This is a genomic window from Kluyvera cryocrescens NBRC 102467, assembly GCF_001571285.1.
Lineage (GTDB): Bacteria > Pseudomonadota > Gammaproteobacteria > Enterobacterales > Enterobacteriaceae > Kluyvera > Kluyvera cryocrescens.
Genome location: NZ_BCTM01000030.1, coordinates 20748 through 42403, shown reverse-complemented (window position 1 = coordinate 42403; position 21656 = coordinate 20748). Strand labels below are relative to the sequence as shown.

The 21656-nt window shown below is 53.1% G+C and carries 24 protein-coding genes; 10 read left to right on the top strand and 14 right to left on the bottom strand.

The features are described from left to right. Window positions 1-175 precede the first annotated feature (175 nt). The gene (locus KCR01S_RS18880; protein WP_072277186.1) at window positions 176-913 is read left to right on the top strand and encodes an AraC family transcriptional regulator; all 738 of its coding nucleotides are present in this window, start codon (window positions 176-178) and stop codon (window positions 911-913) included. Here KCR01S_RS18880 and KCR01S_RS18875 read toward each other — a convergent pair. Beyond that, a complete protein-coding gene (locus tag KCR01S_RS18875; protein ID WP_061284615.1) occupies window positions 910-1260 on the bottom strand; it encodes a hypothetical protein in 351 nt (116 codons plus the stop codon). The genes KCR01S_RS18880 and KCR01S_RS18875 overlap by 4 nt on opposite strands. Before the next feature lie 269 nt (window positions 1261-1529). Between KCR01S_RS18875 and KCR01S_RS18870 the strand changes: the two genes are divergently transcribed. Together KCR01S_RS18870 and KCR01S_RS18865 are read left to right on the top strand one after the other, a co-directional pair. Continuing rightward, a complete protein-coding gene (locus KCR01S_RS18870) occupies window positions 1530-2306 on the top strand; it encodes an MBL fold metallo-hydrolase (RefSeq protein WP_061284614.1) in 777 nt (258 codons plus the stop codon). A 14-nt stretch (window positions 2307-2320) separates the two neighbouring features. After that, a complete protein-coding gene (locus KCR01S_RS18865) occupies window positions 2321-3265 on the top strand; it encodes a GlxA family transcriptional regulator (protein ID WP_061284613.1) in 945 nt (314 codons plus the stop codon). Between the two features lie 315 nt (window positions 3266-3580). Here KCR01S_RS18865 and KCR01S_RS18860 read toward each other — a convergent pair whose 3' ends face one another. The 8 genes from KCR01S_RS18860 to sad all read right to left on the bottom strand — a co-directional run bounded on the left by KCR01S_RS18860 (window position 3581) and on the right by sad (window position 11302). Then, a complete protein-coding gene (locus KCR01S_RS18860; protein WP_061284612.1) occupies window positions 3581-4021 on the bottom strand; it encodes a GNAT family N-acetyltransferase in 441 nt (146 codons plus the stop codon). An 11-nt stretch (window positions 4022-4032) separates the two neighbouring features. Beyond that, window positions 4033-4947: a bestrophin family protein gene (locus tag KCR01S_RS18855; RefSeq protein WP_061284620.1), complete on the bottom strand. Its 915-nt coding sequence runs from the start codon at window positions 4945-4947 to the stop codon at window positions 4033-4035. A gap of 271 nt (window positions 4948-5218) precedes the next feature. After that, entirely contained in the window at window positions 5219-6670 is a 1452-nt protein-coding gene (locus tag KCR01S_RS18850) for a tagaturonate reductase (protein ID WP_061284611.1), read from the bottom strand. Window positions 6671-6784: 114 nt separating this feature from the next. Beyond that, a complete protein-coding gene (locus KCR01S_RS18845; protein ID WP_061284610.1) occupies window positions 6785-7312 on the bottom strand; it encodes a GNAT family N-acetyltransferase in 528 nt (175 codons plus the stop codon). A gap of 84 nt (window positions 7313-7396) precedes the next feature. Next, window positions 7397-8389: a sensor domain-containing diguanylate cyclase gene (locus KCR01S_RS18840; protein WP_061284609.1), complete on the bottom strand. Its 993-nt coding sequence runs from the start codon at window positions 8387-8389 to the stop codon at window positions 7397-7399. A gap of 165 nt (window positions 8390-8554) precedes the next feature. Continuing rightward, on the bottom strand, window positions 8555-8920 hold the full coding sequence (locus KCR01S_RS18835) for a DUF4186 domain-containing protein (RefSeq protein ID WP_061284608.1): 366 nt from the start codon (window positions 8918-8920) through the stop codon (window positions 8555-8557). Continuing rightward, window positions 8920-9846, bottom strand: coding sequence for a glutaminase B (gene glsB, locus KCR01S_RS18830; RefSeq protein ID WP_061284607.1), 927 nt, complete (start codon window positions 9844-9846; stop codon window positions 8920-8922). Before glsB ends, KCR01S_RS18835 begins: the two co-directional genes overlap by 1 nt. Before the next feature lie 70 nt (window positions 9847-9916). Next, window positions 9917-11302: a succinate-semialdehyde dehydrogenase gene (gene sad, locus KCR01S_RS18825; protein ID WP_061284606.1), complete on the bottom strand. Its 1386-nt coding sequence runs from the start codon at window positions 11300-11302 to the stop codon at window positions 9917-9919. A 103-nt stretch (window positions 11303-11405) separates the two neighbouring features. Between sad and ptrR the strand changes: the two genes are divergently transcribed. Beyond that, a complete protein-coding gene (gene ptrR, locus KCR01S_RS18820; protein WP_061284605.1) occupies window positions 11406-12275 on the top strand; it encodes a putrescine utilization regulator PtrR in 870 nt (289 codons plus the stop codon). On the opposite strand, the gene KCR01S_RS18815 is transcribed toward ptrR, so the two are convergent. Continuing rightward, window positions 12238-12708 (bottom strand): GNAT family N-acetyltransferase, encoded by a 471-nt coding sequence (locus KCR01S_RS18815; RefSeq protein WP_061284604.1) that lies wholly within the window; start codon window positions 12706-12708, stop codon window positions 12238-12240. The two genes, ptrR and KCR01S_RS18815, sit on opposite strands and share 38 nt — an antisense overlap. Before the next feature lie 152 nt (window positions 12709-12860). Between KCR01S_RS18815 and KCR01S_RS18810 the strand changes: the two genes are divergently transcribed. Further along, window positions 12861-13805: an L-lactate dehydrogenase gene (locus KCR01S_RS18810; protein WP_061284603.1), complete on the top strand. Its 945-nt coding sequence runs from the start codon at window positions 12861-12863 to the stop codon at window positions 13803-13805. Between the two features lie 58 nt (window positions 13806-13863). Here KCR01S_RS18810 and KCR01S_RS18805 read toward each other — a convergent pair whose 3' ends face one another. After that, window positions 13864-14652, bottom strand: a complete 789-nt coding sequence (locus KCR01S_RS18805; RefSeq protein ID WP_061284602.1) for a PhzF family phenazine biosynthesis protein — start codon at window positions 14650-14652, stop codon at window positions 13864-13866. Window positions 14653-14854: 202 nt separating this feature from the next. Between KCR01S_RS18805 and KCR01S_RS18800 the strand changes: the two genes are divergently transcribed. Further along, entirely contained in the window at window positions 14855-16054 is a 1200-nt protein-coding gene (locus tag KCR01S_RS18800) for a sugar transporter (protein ID WP_061284601.1), read from the top strand. Between the two features lie 40 nt (window positions 16055-16094). On the opposite strand, the gene KCR01S_RS18795 is transcribed toward KCR01S_RS18800, so the two are convergent. After that, window positions 16095-16763, bottom strand: a complete 669-nt coding sequence (locus KCR01S_RS18795; protein WP_061284600.1) for a MarC family NAAT transporter — start codon at window positions 16761-16763, stop codon at window positions 16095-16097. Between the two features lie 229 nt (window positions 16764-16992). Here KCR01S_RS18795 and marR point away from each other — a divergent pair, with 229 nt between their 5' ends. The 3 genes from marR to marB are packed head-to-tail and all read left to right on the top strand — an operon-like array spanning window position 16993 to window position 18077. Continuing rightward, window positions 16993-17427 carry a multiple antibiotic resistance transcriptional regulator MarR gene (marR, locus tag KCR01S_RS18790; RefSeq protein ID WP_052282595.1) on the top strand — a complete coding sequence of 145 codons (435 nt, stop codon included), beginning with the start codon at window positions 16993-16995 and terminating at the stop codon, window positions 17425-17427. A gap of 20 nt (window positions 17428-17447) precedes the next feature. After that, window positions 17448-17831 (top strand): MDR efflux pump AcrAB transcriptional activator MarA, encoded by a 384-nt coding sequence (marA, locus tag KCR01S_RS18785; RefSeq protein WP_052282559.1) that lies wholly within the window; start codon window positions 17448-17450, stop codon window positions 17829-17831. 30 nt (window positions 17832-17861) lie between these two features. Then, entirely contained in the window at window positions 17862-18077 is a 216-nt protein-coding gene (gene marB, locus KCR01S_RS18780) for a multiple antibiotic resistance protein MarB (protein ID WP_061284599.1), read from the top strand. A 31-nt stretch (window positions 18078-18108) separates the two neighbouring features. Here marB and eamA read toward each other — a convergent pair whose 3' ends face one another. Continuing rightward, a complete protein-coding gene (gene eamA / locus KCR01S_RS18775; RefSeq protein WP_061284598.1) occupies window positions 18109-19011 on the bottom strand; it encodes an O-acetylserine/cysteine exporter in 903 nt (300 codons plus the stop codon). Between the two features lie 194 nt (window positions 19012-19205). Between eamA and ydeE the strand changes: the two genes are divergently transcribed. Further along, a complete protein-coding gene (gene ydeE / locus KCR01S_RS18770) occupies window positions 19206-20396 on the top strand; it encodes an efflux MFS transporter YdeE (protein ID WP_061284597.1) in 1191 nt (396 codons plus the stop codon). Between the two features lie 74 nt (window positions 20397-20470). On the opposite strand, the gene KCR01S_RS18765 is transcribed toward ydeE, so the two are convergent. After that, window positions 20471-21577 (bottom strand): cobalamin-independent methionine synthase II family protein, encoded by a 1107-nt coding sequence (locus KCR01S_RS18765; protein ID WP_061284596.1) that lies wholly within the window; start codon window positions 21575-21577, stop codon window positions 20471-20473. Window positions 21578-21656 lie beyond the last annotated feature (79 nt).

Below are 21656 nucleotides of genomic sequence, written 5' to 3'. Positions count from 1 at the left end.
GATCCCTATCCATCATTGAGTCAGTATTTTCTGCGTAAGATTATTATGGATAACGCAGTGGTATGTATTATGATGTGCGGACAATATTTATCGAATAGACGCCATAATGATGGACGATTGCCCTCCTTTCACCACACCGCAGGTAAAACGCTGGATCTCCTCACCGGATGACTCAATGAAAGAGTTGCCGCAGTCGGTCTATTTTCGCTCCTATGTGCTGGCAGCGAACAATCATGTCGACCAACACCGCCACGCGTTTGCTCAGTTTCACTTCGCGCGTAAAGGCAGTATGCGTATTGATGTCGCAGGAAAATGCTGGGTGATCCCCGCCCACTATGGAATTTGGATCCCGCATAATACCGATCATGCCGTCTGGGCACTGGATGATGTGTATCTGGAAAATCTGGATATCGAGCCTGATTTTTTACCGTCGCCGATTGAGGAGTGTCAGGTCGTGGCCATCAGCGATTTTGTGCGCGAGTTCATTCACTATGCGACGACGAATACTGCGGAACGCTTTGATATCAAGGGCAAAGATGGCCAACTGGTGCGCGTCCTGCTCGATGTCATTTTACAACTTCCACAAGTGGAACTGATGCTGCCGTGGCCGCAGAACGCGGCGCTGATGAAGGTGTGCAGAACTATTCAGGAATCTCCCGGGCTTGAACATGCGATGGAGGATTGGGCTAATCATCTCGGAATGTCAGCCCGCACATTTTCCCGCCATTTCAAAAAGGAGACTGGAATGCCATTTAGCGCATGGAAACAAAAAATGCGTATTCTTGAATCGGTAATGATGCTTAAGAAGAATAAAAATGTCACTGCCGTTGCACTTGAGGTTGGATATTCAAGTACGGCAGCTTTTAGCTATGCGTTTCGACAGGCATTTGGCGTTCCGCCGTCCAGTTATTAATGTATAGCTTTTGTTTGCGGATTATATTTATAAATAAAAGCGCTCGATCGACCGGTCATCAACTGAATCTCTTTGATGCTATACCCTTGCCGCAGTAGTTGTTGGATCTTTATTTTATCGCGCTCAATGTTTTGCTTTCGTGAATTATTAGCCGGCACCTCACGAACTGACTTCATTTGCAGCTGAAGGCGGCAGGTGTTGATTTTGTCCCACGCCATTCGGCACTGTTCGCTATTCGCCAGAACGCTGGTGGAGATCTCCTGCCATATACAGAGTGCACGCCGAAAAAAACCTTTAGATTCATTGAGCTGTGCAAGCATAATCAAAGCATTAACTTCTGCAGACATAATCAGAAACCCACAAGTGAATGAGTAGCACGCGTATGCGTTATGGTTGACATGATTTGTATGATAAATACAAATAAGCGCCGCTGTCTACGGTTTTAACCTCCACTGTTCATACTCATTTTTCATAATAACCATGCCCAAATGGCATCATTTGACGCCATTTACCGTATATTGGCCCAATATCATCGAAAGTTGGCTTTTGGCCAGCGGCAGAAAACGACGGTTCCCGCATACTGGTGTCATCAGACAACGGATAAAAGGATCCTGCCATGAAAATTACCCAAATTCGTAATGCGACTCAGATAATCACCTACGCCGGAAAGCGTTTCCTGATCGACCCCATGCTGGCGGACCAAGGGGCTTACCCTGGGTTTAGCGGTAGCGCGCGAGCCGACATTCGTAATCCTATGGTTGCATTACCAACAAGTATTGATGCGCTGCTCGACGTTGATGCCATTATTGTCACTCACACTCACCCCGATCATTGGGATGATGCCGCCGCCGCGCAGATCCCTAAATCGATGGTAATTTATGTACAAAATTCCAGCGATGAAGCCATATTGCGCGCGCAAGGCTTTACGCATCTCCGCCAGCTTTCAGCGGACAGTCATTTTGGTGATATTGCGCTGATCAAAACCAGCGGCCAGCATGGCTCGGATGATGCCTATGCCATCCCCGCTCTGGCAGAGCGTCTTGGCGAAGCGTGCGGAGTAATTTTTAAGCATCCCGCTGAAAAAACGCTCTATTTGGTGGGAGACTCTATTTGGATTGATGGCGTTGCTGATAACATGCGTCATTACCAGCCAGGCGTGCTAATCATGAATACCGGCTGGGCGCATTTGCTGGGCTTTGGACCGATTATCTTTGGCAAAGAAGATGTGCTGAAGGCGCATGCTCTTTTGCCGCAGGCCCATATAGTTGCCACTCATATGGAGGCGGTTAACCACTGTTTAGTCACCCGTCGCGAACTGCTGCAATATGCACAAGATAATGAAATTGAATCATTTGTTAGCGCACCCAATGATGGTGACAGTGTCACTTTATAGCGGAGAATTGCGGTATGCCCACTACGGTTGCAATCGTTGCCAGCGAAGGTTTCAGCACCTTTCATTTCTCGGTGCCGCTGATCCTGTTTGGTGAAAACCCAGGAGAACCGCAGCGGTTTACCCGCTATATCTGCGCCGAACAACCAGGGCTGCTGTGGTCCAAAGAAGGCACGGCGGTTCAGGCTACGCATGATTTCACGACGCTGGCGCAGTGCGAGATCGTGATTGTTCCTTTCTGGCGACGCGTTGATGAAAAGCCCTCTCCCGCGTTATTGGCTGCGCTGCAACAAGCGCGTGAAAACGGCGCAACGCTGGTTGGCCTTTGTTTGGGGACTTTTGCACTGGCCTACGCCGGTGTACTCAACAACCGGCGCGCCGCCACGCACTGGGAATATGAAAAAGCGTTCCAGCGCCTGTTTCCTGATACCAATCTCGACGTTAACGTCTTATACACCGAGGATGATGGAATCATCACCTCTGCGGGCACCGCCGCGGCGCTGGACTGCTGTCTGTACGTCATCCGCCAGCGCTTTGGCGCAAACGTAGCCAATCAAATTGCCCGGCGAATGGTGACGCCGCCTTACCGTGAAGGTGGTCAGGCACAATTTATCGAACACGTGGTGCCCCACCGTACCGGTGACAATCGAATTAATCCGCTACTGACCTATCTACAAGCGCACCTTGAGCAACCGCATAATATCGATTCGCTGGCCAAACAGGCCGCCATGAGCAGGCGGACGTTAACCCGTCATTTCCAGAAAGCGACCGGCATGTCGTTAGGTGAATGGATAACAACCGAACGCTTACGCCGCAGCCAGGTGCTGCTGGAAACCAGCGCGCTCTCTATCGAACAAGTAGCCGAACGCTCCGGATTTCAGTCCTCGGTGACCTTTCGTCAGGTATTTCGCGAGAAAATGGGGGTGAGCCCACTGGAGTGGCGCCGCACTTTTCAGGGATAGCGATACATCGCTCGCCAAAATGTTATCCACAGAAACGGTGCACAACCTTGTGGGTAATCGGCCTAAAAGCCGTTGATTAGTGGATGGTTCAGGGGCTGGTCAAGGGCGCAGCAGCTTTCTGCGCCCAATGGGATGAGTCGTTTCGCTTACCAGTTTAAGGCCCGAACCAGCGATAAATCCCAGGCGGTCGCAAACAGCGAAATGAACAAAATAATGTTAACGGCCGTTTCGATTCTCTTTTCCATTTTGATTCTCCCTATGTCAGTACAACCATTAAACATGGAAAACCTTAATGATTTATTCCGGACATCGCGGTTAAAGCGTCACGCTGTAGCGTACGAAATCATCGGCTGCGACAAATTCATCATAAAGCTTACGCGCGGGGTTATGAATACGAGTATGCCAGTAGAAACGTGACCATCCCTGCTCTTTCGCTTCATTTAGCACAAATTGTATCAGCTGACGTGCAACACCCTTACCACGAAACGCCGGGTCGACGAACAGATCTTCCAGATAGCAGATCGGCGCCGTTACCCACGTCCCTTCATGCAATACGCACAGCGCAAAGCCCGCCACAACGCCATCAACCACCGCCACGCGGCAAAACATTGGCGAAGCCGAATCATGCATTCTAGCCCAGGTTCGTTCTGTTACCTCATCCGGGATCTGACTTGCATAAAATTCAGTATACCCCTTCCACAGCGCTAACCACTGCGCCTTATCATCAGTCTGAACTGGGCGAAATATCACGCTCACGGCGCCACCTATTAGGTTAGTTGATAGTACTTATCGACGGTAATCCGTGAAGGTATCTGCGGCGTATCGTTCATTTGCAGTAAATCAATTTCAATGGCGTTACAGATAGCATCCAGCGGCAAATCATTATTTTCCATACCGAAGGGTTCTTCAAGCTCTTCCGCTAGCGTGTCCAGAGAGATAAAGGTGTACGAAATCAGCACGGAGATAAACGGCGTCATATAGTGAAGATCCACCACCAGGGCAAACGGCAGCATGATGCAGAACAGGTACACCGTGCGGTGGAGAATCAGTGAATAGGCAAATGGCACCGGCGTGTTGGCGATACGCTCACAGCCGGCCAGAACGATGGACATATCATTCAGACGAATATTTAAGCTGTGGTACAAAATATCCGACAGTTCTCCTTCCCGGCGGCGCTGTGCCAACCAGTCCCCCATAATCAGCAACAGGCGATTAGCCGGTGATTGTGCAGCCATCACCTGTGCCAGATTTTCTTCCGACAGGTAATTGGCCAGCACGGCGCGCGTAGGCTGCCGACGTAGCGTCAGACGTAGACAGTGGGCAAACGCGATTTGCAGGCCCACAAATTCGGCCATCTGCGGGTCATTATGCAGGGTATTTTTCACTTCACGTAGCAGCGAGCGTGAAGCAATCATCAGTTGGCCCCAAAGTTGCCTCGCTTCAACATAGCGCGCGTAGCATGCGTTGTTACGAAAACCGAGGAATATCGCAATTGCCACCCCGAGGATACTGAACGGCGCCACAGTCAACTTGAATCCTAGCGATGAATACCACGGCAGAATCAAAATAACGACAATGGAAAGCAGGAAATTGAGCAGTAAGCGGGAGAAGATTTTCGGTAGCACGGAACCGTGCCAGACAAAGATTCGGGCCAGCCAGTGCTGGTGAGGACGGACGATCATGTTTTTATCAATCTGGTTAACAATTTGTATATTAAACGTGATCTTCGTCATGTATTCAAGCACGGTGCATACGGCAATGGTATGCTTTCGCCCGTTCTACGCTAGATGAAAAAGCAGATTTGCACGGAGTTTCATGGGGATATTATTAACAACCATATGTATGTTGTAACTAATTAAGAGCACATAATGGGGTGTACCGCTTTCCTGTCCTGCGCCCACGCAACAGACAAAAAACCCGGCCGAAGCCGGGTAAATCTAATATCGTTATCCGTTAGCACAAAGGCTGAACGGCTTTACGCATACCCAGGGTGAGGATTGCATCCAGGTCAGCGGAAACCTGTTCGACCAATCCAGAAACCTGTGTAAGATCTTGTTCCCAATGATCGCTGACAGACAGGACCGTTTTCACCAAATCAGCGGTGCTGATCTGCTGGTCGCGATGCTGAGCCCACAGTTTCTGATAACGCTCAATCCAGTGCGCATCATCCTGAACCGGATACGCCTCACCATTACGCTCACCGCGGTAGAACGCAATCAGCGCCGCGAGCGCGAAGGTCAGACGCGCCGGCAGTTTACCGCTCGCCTTCTGCCCCGCCAGAAGCTGAGGAAGAATACGGGTACGGAATTTGGTCATCCCATTGAGTGAGATCGACAGCAGTTGATGCTTAATGTACGGGTTACGGAAACGCCCGGTCACTGCGCTGGCAAAAGATTCCAGTTCGTCTTTTGGCAGATCCAGCACCGGAATGATTTCCTGATAGATGGCTTTTTCGACGAAGGCACAAATTTCTGCGTCGTTCATCGCCTCACCAACGGTATCAATACCGGACTGGAACGCGACCGGTACCAGCGCCGTGTGCGCCCCGTTGAGAATGGCGACTTTACGCTCTTTATATGGCTTGATGTCATCAACAATCAGCACGTTCAGCGCCAGTTTGTCGAGACGAAGCTCGCTGGCCAGTGATTTCGGCCCCTGAATGACAAACAGGTAGAAATGTTCGGCGGTATCGAGGAAACCGTCTTTATAGCCAAGTTCGGCTTCCAGTTTGGCCGCTTCATCGCGCGGATAGCCGGTGACAATACGGTCCACCAGCGTTGAGCAGAAGGCATTTGACGCATTCAGCCAGGTCATAAACTCTGCCGGCAGCGCCCACTCTTGCGCATAACGGACGACCAGTTCATGCAGCGCTTCGCCATTATAATCAATCAATTCGCAAGGAATGATAACCCAGCCTTTATCCGCCGCGCCGTTAAAATGGCTGAAGCGTTCGAACAACAGACGGGTCAGTTTCGCCGGATAGCTCACCGCAGGTGCATCATCAAATTTATCACCTGCGTGATAGCTGATGCCGGCTTCAGTGGTGTTGGAGAAGACAAAACGCATGTCTGGATTATGAGCAAGCTTCAGGAAGGCATCGTAGTCACTGTAGGCGCTGATTTCACGGTTTACGGAACGGATCAGGCGCGCATCGCTCACGGCTTCGCCCTTTTCATTCAAGCCACGAATAATTGTGGTGTAAAGGCCATCCTGAGTGCTAAGCGACGGAGGGAAATCGCTGGCGATTGGACGAACGATAACGACCCCGGAATTCAGGTCGGTATGTTCGTTCAGGAGATCAATCTGCCAGTCAACAAATGCACGCAGGAAGTTTCCTTCGCCAAACTGGATTATACGTTCAGGGTATTGGGCACCGGGGAAATCATGGCGGTTCAGTGTTTTCACAATGGGTTCCTTTCTGGATTAGTCATACAGCCTGCTCAATTGGTGTAATAACTTATCAGATTTTCCGCTTATGAAACCGTGTTTTGATCAAAAGTGAGCGTATAAATAACGAGTCTATACAAATTTGTAAAAAATTGAGGTTGCTGTCAATTCACCGTCCGGCATTAGTGCATAACGCGGGACTTCCCCCACTTTCTGCCAGCCGCACTGCCGATAGAAATGTTCGGCGTCGCTACCGGTAGCCGTATCCAACACCAGCACGCTTTTCTGTGCGTCCCTCGCCACCGCTTCCAAACGTTGCATCAGCGCCCGGGCAACTCCGCTACGCCGCGCACATTCATGCACCAGCAGTTTGGCCACATCGGCACGATGCGGTTGGTTTTCGGCTTGATCGGTAATCAACTGGACCGTTCCCACGACGCGCTGGGCGTCATTTTTTGCCACCAGCACCTGACGTTCGCCCAAGGCAACACTTGCCGCCGTCCGCCGCCAGAACGCGTGCGCGGTCTTCTCCGTAAAAGGCAGCATAAAACTGACCGAAGCGCCGCCGTTAACACAGTTAGACAGAACGTCGCTCAGCGCGTCGAGGTGAGCCAAAATATCGGCCTCAGAGAAGGTATGTAAGGTAAAAGATGCGTTCATGATCTTCCTCATTCAATGAAGAGACCACTATCTCGTTAACGATTTGATTACACAACAAGACGCGTCATTGTATTTTCGTATATCTCAATGCGCAAAGATCTGGTTTTTACCGCGACGTTTGGCTTCGTATAAGGCGCTATCTGCCGCTTGCAGCCAATCAGTGACTTCTTGCATATCCGGCAGCGCATCGGCAATACCAATGCTCAGCGTTAGTGTTTGCTGATGATCCGGTCGATCGGTGACCACCGATGTCGCATCCATAATACGTTGGGCAATCGCGCGCCCTTCTTCTGGCGAAGTATCGGGTAGCAGGATCACAAACTCATCGCCGCCCAAACGCGCAGGCGTATCGCTCGGACGCGTGGCCATCTGCAAAATTTGTGACACCGTTTTCAGCATCACATCGCCAACTTTATGGCCAAAGCGATCATTAATCTCTTTAAAGTTATCGAGATCGATAAACATCAACAATGAATGCCCACAGTGCTGCTTAAGCCGAATAAGCTCCCAGGCGATGCGTTGTTCAAGTAGACGGCGATTGGCGATATCCAGCAGCGGGTCGAGCATGGCAATACGCTCCAGCTCCTGACTCTTCAGCCGCAGCTTAACCGCAATACTGTCCGTTAGCAGGCTGAGCGCCAATACGTAGAGGGAAATAAGCGGCAGCGTTGCCAGCATCGTGCGCTGCGAGACATAGGGATAAAACGGCATCCCGGTCAGCACCCAGCTCGCGGCAAAACCGGCGAGCATCATTCCCGCGGCTTTGCGCATCAGCACCACGCCGCCCGCAGAAAGCCTGTCGGTCATCAGGATCGTGGCGATCGTTACCGAAGGCAGCGGATTACAGGCCATCATCGCTATCCAGAATCCGCCCACCGCTGCATCCACCAACAGATTTTGTTGTTCCGCATCCCTGGGAATAGGCGCACGACGCGCGCGCAGAAAAGCGGCCGTTGGCCAGATAAAGGCGTTGATCCCCAGCAGTAACTGCAGAATCAGCGGCTGCTGACGTTCAATAAGCACGGAGAGAATAGGAAGAAAACAGAGAAAGGTGCCAAGGATCCGCATCAGATACATTCGTCTGACAAACCGGGTTCCTGTCACCCCATCATTCGCAATTAGTTTGCCAAAACCATTCATAACACAATTTATTCCGATACGTCGCCCGGCCTATCATATTGAGCAACGTTCGTCTGGGCAAGCTATCAAAAAAGATAGCTTTTCAGATTATGCTTATGCGTACTACGTCTCGGTTTTATTCATCTGTATCACCAGCCAGTAATGAATCACACCAACAATATACTGCTGCTGGGTTTCACTCAGCGCTTGCCCCTGAGGAATATGATGCCATTTTTCCAGGCAGCCTCGACAGCAGGTCGCCGTGGCGTGTTGAGCAATAAATACCGGGTGCCCGCGCATTGGTGTCTGCTTACCGTCATTCTTTGGTAGCGCCGGAGCTAAACGCCCGGCGACAAAATCGGCTGCGTGGCGATCAATCACCTCCGCACCTTTATCCAGACAATACTGCCGCTCTTTCATGCCAAGCCGAAAACGGCTGCGGAACGGCGATCGCTGTAGACGTGAGAACAAATTCTCCAGCGTATCCATCAGTAAACCGAGCGTCCTATTTGTTGAGTGAGTTTTTCCAGCACCGCGACACCGGCCAGTGAGTTACCGGTTTCGTCCAGTTCGGGACTCCAGACGGCAATCGCCATCTCATGAGGCACAATCGCCACCACCCCGCCGCCCACGCCGGATTTCGCCGGCAGGCCAACTCGCCAGGCAAACTCACCGGCGTTTTGATACATCCCACTGGTTGCCATCAAGGCATTGATCTGCCGCGTTTGCATCGGCGAGATCACCGGTTTATCCAGATGCGTTGCCTGCCCCTGATTCGCCAGGAATAAAAAGGTCTGCGCCAGCTCCACGCAGTTCATCTTCAGGGCACAGTAGTGGAAGTAGTTTTGTAAAACCGTCGCCACATCATGGTGAAAGTTGCCAAAGGATTTCATCAACCAGGCAATGGCCGCATTGCGCGCCGAGTGTTCAAACTCCGAACGGGCCACCTGCAAATCATAGCTAATGTCAGAAACACCGCTAAGCTTCCGCACGATCTCCAGCATACGCTGGCGCGGAGCGCTTAAACGCCCTTGCAGCATGTCGCAGACCACCAGCGCCCCGGCGTTGATAAACGGGTTGCGCGGGATGCCCTGTTCTATTTCGAGCTGCAACAGCGAATTGAACGGCTGGCCGGAGGGATCTTTCCCTACCCGTGACCAGATCTCCTCAGCCTGATAGTGATTCATCGCCACCACCAGACTAAGGACTTTTGAAATGGATTGAATGGAGAACCGCTCGTTCGCATCACCGGCGCAAAAGTGCTGGCCATCGACGGTGCTGATAGCAATCCCCAATTTATTACCGCTGACGCAGGCCAGTGCCGGAATGTAATCCGCCACTTTACCCTGCCCAATCAGCGGCCGGACGTCGTTAAGAATCGACGTCAGCATGGCATTATTGATAACCGTAGCCACTTACGCTCCTTGCCCACAGGCTATTTTCGGCCTGGGAGTATAGCAGAGCGCAGCGGCTACGTCGTTTGGCTTAGCGACGATCCTTCCACACGGTCTGCACGTTACAAAACTCGCGTAAGCCGAAGTGCGACAGCTCACGACCAAAGCCGCTTTTCTTCACCCCACCAAACGCGACTCGCGCGTCGCTGGCGCTGTAACCATTGATAAACACGCCGCCGCACTCGAGCTCATCGGCAAAACGCTGCGCCTGAGCGCTATCCGCGGTAAAGACGGTTGCGGATAAACCAAACTCACTGTCGTTGGCCAGCGCCAGCGCGTGGTCCGCGTCACGCGCTACCGTAATCGCCGCAACCGGGCCGAACATCTCCTGACGGAACGCCGTCATGGTGGGTAACACATCAGCCAGCACCGTCGCAGGATAATAGTTACCTTCGCCGTTTTGCTTCTCGCCACCGAGCAGCAGTGTCGCCCCTTCTTGCACGGTCGCCATCACCTGGTCATGAAGCTCATCGCGCAGATCGAATCGCGCCATCGGCCCCAGATAGTTCTCTTCTTCACGCGGGTCGCCCATTTTCAGCGCTTTCGCCGCCGCCACAAACTTCTGCGTGAAGATCTCGGCAACCCCGGCCTCCACGATAAAACGCTTCGCCGCCGCGCACACCTGTCCGGTGTTTTGATAACGACCAATCACCGCCGCCTGTACCGCCATATCAACATCAGCGTCATTAAGCACGATAAAGGGATCGGAACCGCCCAGTTCGAGCACACATTTCTTCAGCGCCGCGCCGGCCTGGGCACCAATGGCCTTACCCGCGCGCACGCTACCGGTCACCGTTACCGCCGCCACGCGCGGATCGTTAATGATCTGCGAAACGCCGTCGTTAGTTGCATTGACCCAGTTAAAAACGCCGGCAGGTACACCGGCCTGCGCCATCACCTCGCCGATTAGCGCCGCACAGCCCATCACGTTCGGGGCGTGTTTCAGAATATAGCTGTTACCCGCCAGCATAATGGGTACCGCACCGCGCAGCACCTGCCACAGCGGGAAGTTCCAGGGCATGATAGCTAACACCGGCCCCAGCGGTCGGTACTCAATGACCGCCTGATTATTCTCAACCTGAGTCGCTTCCGTAGCCAGCATCGCCGGGCCGTTTTCTGCGTACCAGTCGCAAAGGCCCGCGGACTTAGCCACCTCCCCCCGCGCCTGCTGAATAGGTTTACCCATCTCACGGGTAATGCACTGAGCCATTTCTTCAGCACGTTCTCGTAGCGCGCGTCCAACGGCACGCAGCACATCCGCACGTTCAGCAACGGATGTCTTACGCCACTGGCGGAAAGCGCTATCCGCAAGACTGATGGCCACGTCGACTTCCGCTGAGGTTGCCCACGCCAACGCGGATAACGTTTCGCCATTTGCAGGGTTAATAGAAAGGGCATGGGTTGCAGGTGAATTCATTTTTTCTCTCCTGGTCAATTGCGCGATGATGACATCCTCGCCTATTCTGCTATTTATGAAAACTGAATAATATTAACCAAACTATTCACGATACGAGAATGCCATGGACTTAACCCAGCTGGAAATGTTTAACGCCGTCGCGCAAACCGGCAGCATTACCCAGGCCGCGCAGAAGGTACACCGCGTTCCGTCAAACCTGACAACCCGTATTCGCCAACTGGAGGCCGATCTCGGCGTCGAGCTGTTTATCCGCGAGAACCAGCGGCTGCGTCTTTCCCCCGCCGGTCATAGCTTTCTGCGCTATAGCCAGCAGATTCTGGCGCTGGTTGATGAAGCGCGGATGGTGGTTGCTGGTGATGAACCGCAGGGGCTATTCGCCCTCGGCGCTTTGGAAAGCACTGCCGCCGTGCGGATCCCGCAGACGCTGGCGCGCTATAACCAGCTTTACCCACGTATTCAATTTGATCTGGCAACCGGCCCTTCCGGCACCATGACCGATGGCGTACTCGAAGGGACATTGGGCGCAGCATTTATCGATGGTCCGATAATCCATCCGGGTCTTGATGGCATGCCGGTTTATCAAGAAGAGATGATGCTGGTTGCCCCCCAAGGCCATCCGCCGATTACTCGCGCCAGTGAGGTGAACGGCGTAAGCATCTATGCGTTTCGCGCCAACTGCTCCTATCGCCGTCATTTCGAGAGCTGGTTTCATGCGGATAAAGCCACGCCTGGGCGTATTCATGAAATGGAGTCCTACCATGGCATGCTGGCCTGCGTCATTGCCGGTGCGGGATTGGCGCTAATTCCCCGCAGTATGCTAGAAAGTATGCCCGGCCATCACCAGGTGTCTGCCTGGCCGCTGGCGGAGAAATGGCGCTGGCTGACGACCTGGCTGGTATGGCGACGCGGTGCCATGAGCCGTCAGCTGGAAGCGTTTATTGCGTTACTGAATGAGTCAACGCCTTCGTCATAAAGACGCTCAGCGGATCGGGCAGGTACGGGGCAAATGCTTCGCACACGGCATAACCGCAGCGTTCATAAAGCCGAATGGCCGCGGGTTGATGAATTCCCGTTTCTAATTGCAGCGTATGGCAACCTCGTTGCCACGCTGCCGCCTCAAGTTCAGCCAACAATTTTTCACCCAACTGCTGCCCACGGTGCGTATCGTCGATATACACGCGTTTCATTTCCGCGCGCCCATCATCACCCACCACTATCGCGCCGCAGCCAACCGCCTGTTCACCGTGACGAATGGCCAACAGCACCAGTTGATCCTGCGGCAGCTGCGACAAATCGACCAGATGATTACTCTCCTGCGGATAAAGCGCCATTTGGTAGCGGTCAAGCGCAGCAATAAGGGAATGAATTCCCGCGTCAGCGGGTGTCGTCATGGCGATAGTGTACATAGGCGGCTCCGGTGTTATGTTGTTTCTTCACTCTACCATTCGCCCGCACGTCAACTCAGATCGTTAACTTATAATTGCAGCAGACTCTTGCGCTAACCGCTTGTTAACGAGTAGCTTTATTCCCTGTTGTTTATCCATTTAATGGAATTCCCATGAATACCAAAGCCCGTAAGGTCATGATCATCGGCGCCGGTAACGTCGGCGCATCGGCCGCCTATGCGCTGCTGAATCAGAATATTTGTGAAGAGTTAATCCTGGTCGACCTCAATCAGCCCCGCGCGCAGGCACACGCCCAGGATCTGAGCGATGCCGCGGCCTATATGCCCGGCATGATGACCATCTCCTGTCGCGACGCCAGCGATTGCGCTGATGTCGATATCGCGGTCATTACCGTCTCCGGCGGCGCGCTAAAGCCCGGCCAGACGCGCCTTGATGAATTACATGGCACAGCCCGTATCGTGCACAGCATTGTGCCGCAAATGATGGCCGGCGGTTTTAACGGCATTTTCCTGATTGCCACTAACCCGTGCGATATCATTACCTGGCAAGTCTGGCAGCTATCAGGCCTGCCGCGCAATCAGGTGATCGGAACCGGGGTATGGCTTGATACCACGCGTTTGCGTCGCAAGCTGGCTCAGGATTTGGATATTGGCGCGCAAAGTATCGATGCCTTTATTCTTGGCGAGCACGGCGACACGCAGTTCCCGGTCTGGTCACACTCCTCGGTTTACGGCTCACCCATTGAACAGGTTTACCAGCGTCGGACTGGCAAAACGCTAGATCGACAGGCGATGGCCGAAAGCGTGCGCAAACTCGGTTTTGAGATCTATGCCGGTAAAGGTTGTACCGAATACGGTATCGCAGGAACGATTGCGGAGATTTGTCGCAATGTGTTCACCGGCAGCCATCGTGCGCTGGCCATCTCCTGCATTCTTGACGGTGAATACGGCGTAAGCGGCGTGGCCATTGGGGTCCCCGCCGTGCTGGCGCAGAATGGCATTCAACAGGTGATTGAATTACAGCTGGCGCCCGATGAGCAGGAGAAATTCCGCCACTCAGTTGAGGTAATCAAAGCCAACATCGCGCTGTTGCCATAGAAAAGAGTCCCACGGCTACGTTTCTCCTGATTAACGGGTCAACGTAGCCGCCGTTGCGTTAATCGAGTTGTACTTTCCCCTGCAGGTAGGTTCTCGCCGTACCGCTCATCAACACCCGCTCTCCCGCCCATTCGCAGCGGATATCGCCCCCGCGCGCTGAAATCTGACGCGCCAGCATTTGTGTCTTACCCAGCTTCTCTCCCCAATAGGGGATCAGCATGGTATGCGCCGACCCGGTGACCGGATCTTCCCATACCGCTTCCCCCGGTGAAAAGAAACGACTCACAAAATCATATTCCCCGTCGCCCGCGGCCGTCACCGAGACTTTATGTTCAACCGGCGTCATCGCCGTGATATCCGGAGCCAGGGCGGCAACCTGCTCTCGATTGTCCAGTTCGATAACCCAGGCACGTCCTTTGCGTGCCTGACAATAACCGCTGATGCCCAGAGCGCGTAGCATCTCTGCGGGCGGCGTTTGTTCGCTCGTTGGGCAGGCCGGGAAGTCGAGCGTCAGCCAGTCACCGCTACGTGAGACGGTCAAACGCCCGGAGAGCGTGTCAAAATGGAGGCGCTCGTCGGGATAATGCAGATGGTTGAAAATCACATGCGCGGCGGCAAGCGTCGCATGGCCGCAAAGATTCACTTCAATACGCGACGTAAACCAACGCAGAGCAAACCCACTTTGCTGTTTGACGATAAAGGCCGTTTCCGATTGGTTGTGCTGCTGCGCCATTTTCTGCATGGTCTCATCCGGCAGCCAGTCGTCCAGGATACAGACCGCCGCCGCATTGCCGCCAAAGGCCTGTTGGCTAAATGCATCAACCAGATAAAAATCAATTTCGTGCATATTACTCCCCGCATTGCCCACTCTTGTTACAGCAAACTGACACGAATTATTCACATCGACAAGCCTGTTGAACTCAAAATAACGTGACACTGTCACACACAGATAAAAATGAGATATATCTCACAAAATGTTTGTATTCAGCGCAACAATCGCTTTAAGATCGACCATCTCCCCATTTCTTTAACGCTCCCGGTGCATTTATATGACAACTAACACGGTCTCTCGTCGGATCGCGTGGCTTCGGGTGGTCACGCTGGCCATTGCCGCTTTTATCTTCAACACCACCGAATTTGTTCCCGTTGGCCTGCTCTCTGACATTGCCGGCAGCTTCGGTATGCAAACCGCAGAAGTGGGGATCATGCTGACCATTTACGCCTGGGTGGTTGCGCTGATGTCGCTACCGTTTATGCTGCTGACCAGCCAGATGGAACGGCGCAAACTGCTAATTGGGCTGTTTATTGTGTTCATTGCCAGCCATGTGCTGTCATTCCTCGCGTGGAACTTTACCGTGCTGGTGGCCAGCCGTATCGGCATTGCCTTCGCCCATGCGGTGTTCTGGTCAATCACCGCGTCGCTGGCGATCCGTATGGCTCCCGCCGGGAAACGCGCTCAGGCGCTGAGCCTGATTGCCACCGGTACCGCACTGGCGATGGTGTTTGGCATACCGATTGGCCGTATCGTCGGCCAATACTTCGGCTGGCGAACCACCTTCTTTGCCATCGGCGTAGGCGCGCTGATCACCCTGCTGGCACTGGTAAAATTGCTTCCTCGTCTGCCGAGCGAACATTCCGGTTCCTTGAAAAGCTTGCCAATATTGTTCCGACGTCCAGCGCTGGTCAGCATCTATCTGCTCACCGTGGTCGTCGTGACCGCGCATTACACCGCTTACAGCTATATTGAGCCGTTCGTACAAACCGTGGCGGGACTCAGCGGCAACTTCGCAACCATTCTGCTGCTGGTGCTTGGCGGTGCGGGGATTATTGGCAGTGTGGTGTTCGGTAAGCTCGGTAACAAGCACGCGTCAGGATTGGTCAGCAGCGCCATCGGCCTACTGTTGGCATGTTTACTGCTCTTGATGCCCGCATCCCAGGATGCCAGCCACCTTGCGGTGCTGAGCGTCTTCTGGGGAATCGCAATTATGGTGATTGGTCTGGGTATGCAGGTTAAAGTTCTGGCGCTGGCGCCGGATGCGACCGATGTGGCGATGTCATTATTTTCCGGGATCTTTAATATCGGCATCGGTGCTGGCGCGCTGCTGGGCAGTCAGATAAGCACCCATTTCTCAATGTCAGTCATCGGCTACGTTGGCGCGGTTCCGGCGCTGGCGGCCTTTATCTGGTCGGTGGTGATTTTCCGTCGCTGGCCAGCGACATCGTTGGAAGAGCAGGCCCATCAACACTAAACATATGCGGGGCCGCAGACAATGCGGCCCCGCATATACATCAGGCGTGATAGGTAGAGATAATTTCCAGTACCCCGTTAATAATAAACTGTACGCCCATACACACCAGCAGGAAGCCCATCAGGCGAGAAATCGCTTCAATCCCACCTTTACCGACCAAGCGCATAATCGCGCCAGAACTGCGTAAACAGCCCCACAGAATAATCCCCACGAGCGCAAAAATAATGGGCGGAGCGACCATAATGACCCAGTCGGGAAAATCGGCACCGTGCTTTACCGTTGACGCCGAGCTGATGATCATCGCAATGGTCCCAGGCCCCGCCGTACTCGGCATCGCCAGCGGAACAAAGGCGATATTGGCGGTCGGCTCTTCCTTTAACTCTTCCGATTTGCTTTGCGCTTCCAGCGATTCATGGGCCTTTTGCTGCGGGAACAGCATGCGGAAGCCGATAAAGGCAACAATCAGCCCCCCGGCAATACGCAGACCAGGTATAGATATACCGAATGTATTCATCACAACCTGACCGGCGTAATAGGCCACCATCATAATGGCGAACACGTACACCGACGCCATCATCGACTGACGATTACGTTCTGCACTGTTCATATTTCCCGAAAGGCCGAGGAACAGCGCGACGGTGGTGAGCGGGTTCGCCAGCGGCAGCAGCACCACCAGCCCAAGCCCAATTGCCTGAAAGAGTTCCTTCATAGATATCCAAAAATCCTGTCTGTTTTACGAAAAAAAACGCGCTGAGCGCCGGGCGTTGACCGTTCAGTGCAGCAGCTTTTGCTCTGACACGGTTAACTACAGGATATCCTATTTACCGCCATCTGAACCGTTTTAGCAATTCGTGGCATCCCGCCATTCATTCAGTTGACTTATGGTTGCATGGGAAATAATATCCTCCGCAACTAAAGTACTTGCCAGGGCAACCAAAGTGAACAGCACAAGCAATCTCTTCAATGAAATGATTCCACTTGGGCATTTGATTCACATGGTTAACCAGAAAAAAGATCGCTTACTCAACGAGCATTTATCGCCAGAAGACATTACCGCCTCGCAGTTCCGGGTTTTGTGCTCCATTCGCTGCCAGGGCAGCATCACCCCAGTGGAATTGAAAAAGACCCTTTCGGTGGATTTAGGCGCACTCACCCGCATGCTGGATCGTTTGTTGTGTCGGGGCTGGATAGCCCGGTTACCCAATCCAAACGATAAGCGAGGGGTATTGATTCAGCTAACGCCTGAAGGCGCGGCAATCTGTGAGCAATGTCATCAGCTCGTTGGGCAAAACCTGCACCAGGAATTAACAAAAAACTTAACGGCAAATGAAGTGGCAACGCTTGAGCTTCTACTTAAAAAAATATTGCCGTAAACAGAAGAAGAGGTAAGACGATGTCCAGACGCAACACCGACGCTATTACTATTCATAGCATTTTGGGCTGGATCGAAGATAACCTGGAATCCCCGTTGTCGCTTGAGAAAGTGTCCGAGCGTTCCGGTTACTCCAAGTGGCACCTGCAGCGGATGTTCAAAAAAGAGACCGGTCATTCACTAGGTCAATACATCCGCACCCGTAAGCTGACGGAAATTGCCCAGAAATTAAAAGAAAGTAACGAGCCGATCCTCTATCTGGCGGAGCGTTACGGTTTTGAATCGCAGCAGACGCTGACGCGAACGTTTAAGAACTATTTCGATGTGCCACCGCACAAGTATCGCGTCACCAATATGCACGGAGAGTCTCGCTACCTCCATCCCATTGATCACTGTGTTTGTTAATCGCCTGCCAAAAGACGTATTGAGGAAATAATGAAACTGTTCGCTTCCGTTGCCTTCGCCCTACTGGCGGTGGCTGCAAGCCCAAGCTATGCGGAGCAACAACTCCCGGCACAAAATAACGCCCATCACACTATGCTGATGCCATCTGCCAGCAACCAGTCACCGTTTGATTTTAATCATATGGCCGCCGGTAGCGACAAATCGGACGAGCTGGGCGTGCCGTACTACAACGATAATCATCGCTAAACGCAATTGCCCCGCCAGCGCGGGGCTTTTTTTATCCCTTCACCGCACGACGCAACCCCGGCAAACGAAAGCCAAAGACGTTAATCAACAGTCCTGCCATAATCAACACCGCCCCCGCAAGCTGCATCAACGATAGCGTTTCCCCCAACAGCAGCGCCGCGCTCGCCAGCCCAACGACCGGAACCAACAGCGATAACGGTGCCACTCGCCAGGTTTCATAGCGCCCCAGCAAAGAACCCCAAATTCCGTAACCGACAATACTGGCCATAAATGAAAGGTAGGCCAGCGACAGAACCGTTGTCATATCGATATGGATCAAGCTCTCGGCCATCAGGTCCGGCCCTTCGAAGATCCACGAACTGAGCAGGAAAGGAATAATGGGGATCAGCGCACTCCACACCACCAGCGACATCACGCCGGTTTGAGAAGGATGCAGCATGATTTTTTTGTTGAAGATATTGCCGCATGCCCAGCACAGCGCCGCACCCAGCGTCAGCATAAAGCCCAGCAGCTTGACGTTTTGCCCGCTCATGCTCGTTTCTATCAGTACCAGTACGCCGAAAACCGCCAGCGAGATCCCCACCAGCTGTTTGCGCTGTAGCCGTTCACCAAAGACAAAGGCGCCGAGAATGATGGTAAAGAAAGCCTGGGCCTGTAAGACCAGTGATGCAAGGCCCGCCGGCATGCCGAAATTAATGGCGCAGAACAGGAAGGCAAACTGACCAAAGCTGATGGTCAGCGCATAGCCCAGCAGCAACGACAGCGGCACGCGAGGACGCGGAACGAAGAAAAGTGCGGGAAAAGCCACAAACAAAAAGCGTAAGCCAGCCAGCAGCAGCGGCGGCATGCCGTGTAGCCCGACTTTGATCACCACAAAGTTCAGCCCCCATATCACCACCACCAGCAGCGCCAGTAGCCCATCTTTACGCGTCATACTCGCCTCAACGTTTATTAAATTTATGTAAACACAATCAAAGTAACGAAAAATTTGCCCCAGTAATAGATCATTATTTTTGGCGGGATGAAATCGCACTTCCCGACACCTCCTCCGCTATACAAGCTTCTTATGGCGTGATATTTGTGAAAGAGATAACAAAACCAATACCACAACACCATTTGGGCAAGAAAATGAAACCAACCACCAGACGATCCACGATTGCGCTGCTGGCATCGTCATTGCTGTTAACCATCGGGCGCGGTGCCACACTCCCATTCATGACCATCTACCTCACCCGGCAATATGCCATGACGGTAGATACCATCGGCTATGCGATGTCCATCGCGCTGGTGGTCGGCGTAGTCTTCAGCCTTGGCTTCGGCATTCTGGCCGATAAATTTGATAAAAAGCGCTATATGCTGATCGCCGTGATGTTTTTCATCGCCGGCTTTGTCGCCATTCCGTTGGTGAATAGTATTCCTTTGGTGGTGTTCTTTTTCGCACTCATAAACTGTTCCTATTCGGTCTTCTCAACCGTACTGAAGGCCTATTTTTCCGATACCCTGGCCGCCAGTACCAAAACGCGCGTATTCTCACTTAACTACTCATTTTTGAACATCGGCTGGACCATCGGCCCGCCGATTGGCACGCTATTGGTAATGCACAGCATTAACCTGCCATTCTGGCTGGCGGCGATTTGTGCCGCTTTCCCTCTGCTGTTTATTCAACGCTACGTTGAGCGCGTCACTCCCGGTGAGATGACGGAAAAGCCGGTCGCCTGGTCGCCTTCCGTACTGCTGCATGACCGGGCGCTACTGTGGTTTACCCTTTCCGGCCTGCTGGCCTCCTTTGTTGGCGGCTCGTTCGCTTCCTGCTTGTCCCAGTACGTCCTGACCATCGGTGACAGTACGTTTGCCGAAAAAGTGGTGGCGGTGATTCTGCCGGTCAACGCCGCAGTGGTGGTTACATTGCAGTACGCCATTGGGCGCAAATTAACGGCGAATAACCTGCGCCCGTTAATGACCTTTGGGACCGTCTGCTACGTACTGGGGCTGGCTGGCTTTATGATGTCAGGCAACAACCTGGTGTATTGGGGGCTGGCGGCGGCCGTTTTCACTATTGGCGAGATAATTTATGCTCCAGGTGAATACATGCTGATCGATAACATCGCACCACCGGGTATGAAAGCCAGCTACTTCTCCGCCCAGGCGTTGGGCTGGCTAGGGGCCGCATTCAACCCATTGCTGACCGGGCAGATCCTTACCCACTTCCCACCGCTGACCCTGTTCCCGATAATGATGATTGCGATCATCCTCGCATGGGCGCTGATCTTCCGCGGAATAAAAGCCAGCGCCTGGCGCCCGGAGCTGAACGCCATCTAACCCCGCGAGCAGCAAAACGCCATCCGACAATCGTTCCCGATCATCGGATGGCGCAACATGATTGAACCGTTATCTTATGCCCAAACCTCGGCGGCAATCCCCGTCACCAGGCGAACCTTCTCCCACTGCTGCTGCTCGGTGAGGCTATTCCCTTCTTCTGTCGAAGCAAAGCCGCACTGCGGGCTGAGGCAAATTTGATCCCGAGCGACAAAGTTTGCCGCCTCATCAAGACGCGCTTTCACTCCTTGTGCATTTTCCAGCTCGCCGTTCTTCGTTGTGATCAGCCCCAATACCACTTTCTGTTCACCTTTCGGCACAAAGCGTAGCGGCGCAAAGTCGCCGGAACGGTCATTATCATATTCCAGGAAGAAGGCATCCACTTTCACCCGGCCGAACAGGATTTCAGCCACTGGCTCATAACCCCCTTCAGAGATCCACGTAGAACGGAAGTTGCCACGGCAAACGTGCAGACCAATAATCAGATCGTCAGGTTTCCCCTCCAGCGCGCGGTTCAGCACATCAGCATAGATGGCCGCCAGCTGATCCGGGTCATCGCCGCGTTCACGAACCTGACGGCGCTGCTCATCGGAGCACAAATAGGCCCACACGGTGTCATCCAGCTGCAGATAACGGCAGCCCGCATCATAGAAAGCGCGAATCGCATCACGCCAGGTATCGGCCAAATCGTTGAAGTAATCAGCCAGATCCGGATAGACCGTCGCATCAATATCTTTACGCCCGCCGCGGAAGTGCAGCACGCTAGGGCTTGGAATGGTCATTTTTGGGGTTGCATCGCCGCTAATGCTTTTCAGAAAGCGGAAATCTTCCAGCATTGGATGTTCACCGAATCCCAGCTTTCCGGTCACGCGAATACCATGCGCACGGGTTTGTACACCGTTGAACTGGATGCCTTTGTCGGCGTCGTAACGCTCAACCCCCTGTAGGCCGTCAAAGAAGTCGAAATGCCACCAGGCGCGACGGAACTCACCGTCGGTGACCACATGCAAACCACAATCACACTGATGTTGTACGACGCGGCGGATCTCCGCATCCTCAACGGTACGCAGCTGCTGCGCGTTGATTTCACCGTCGGCAAACTGCTGACGCGCTTGCTTAATGGCCAGCGGGCGTAAAAAACTGCCGACGATATCGGCGCGATAGGGAGCGTGTTGATGTGGCATGCGATTCTCCTTATTCACCCGGACAAACTGGTTGCCCTGGGTGATAATGTATTATTTGAATTATTTAGCCTTCTGGATG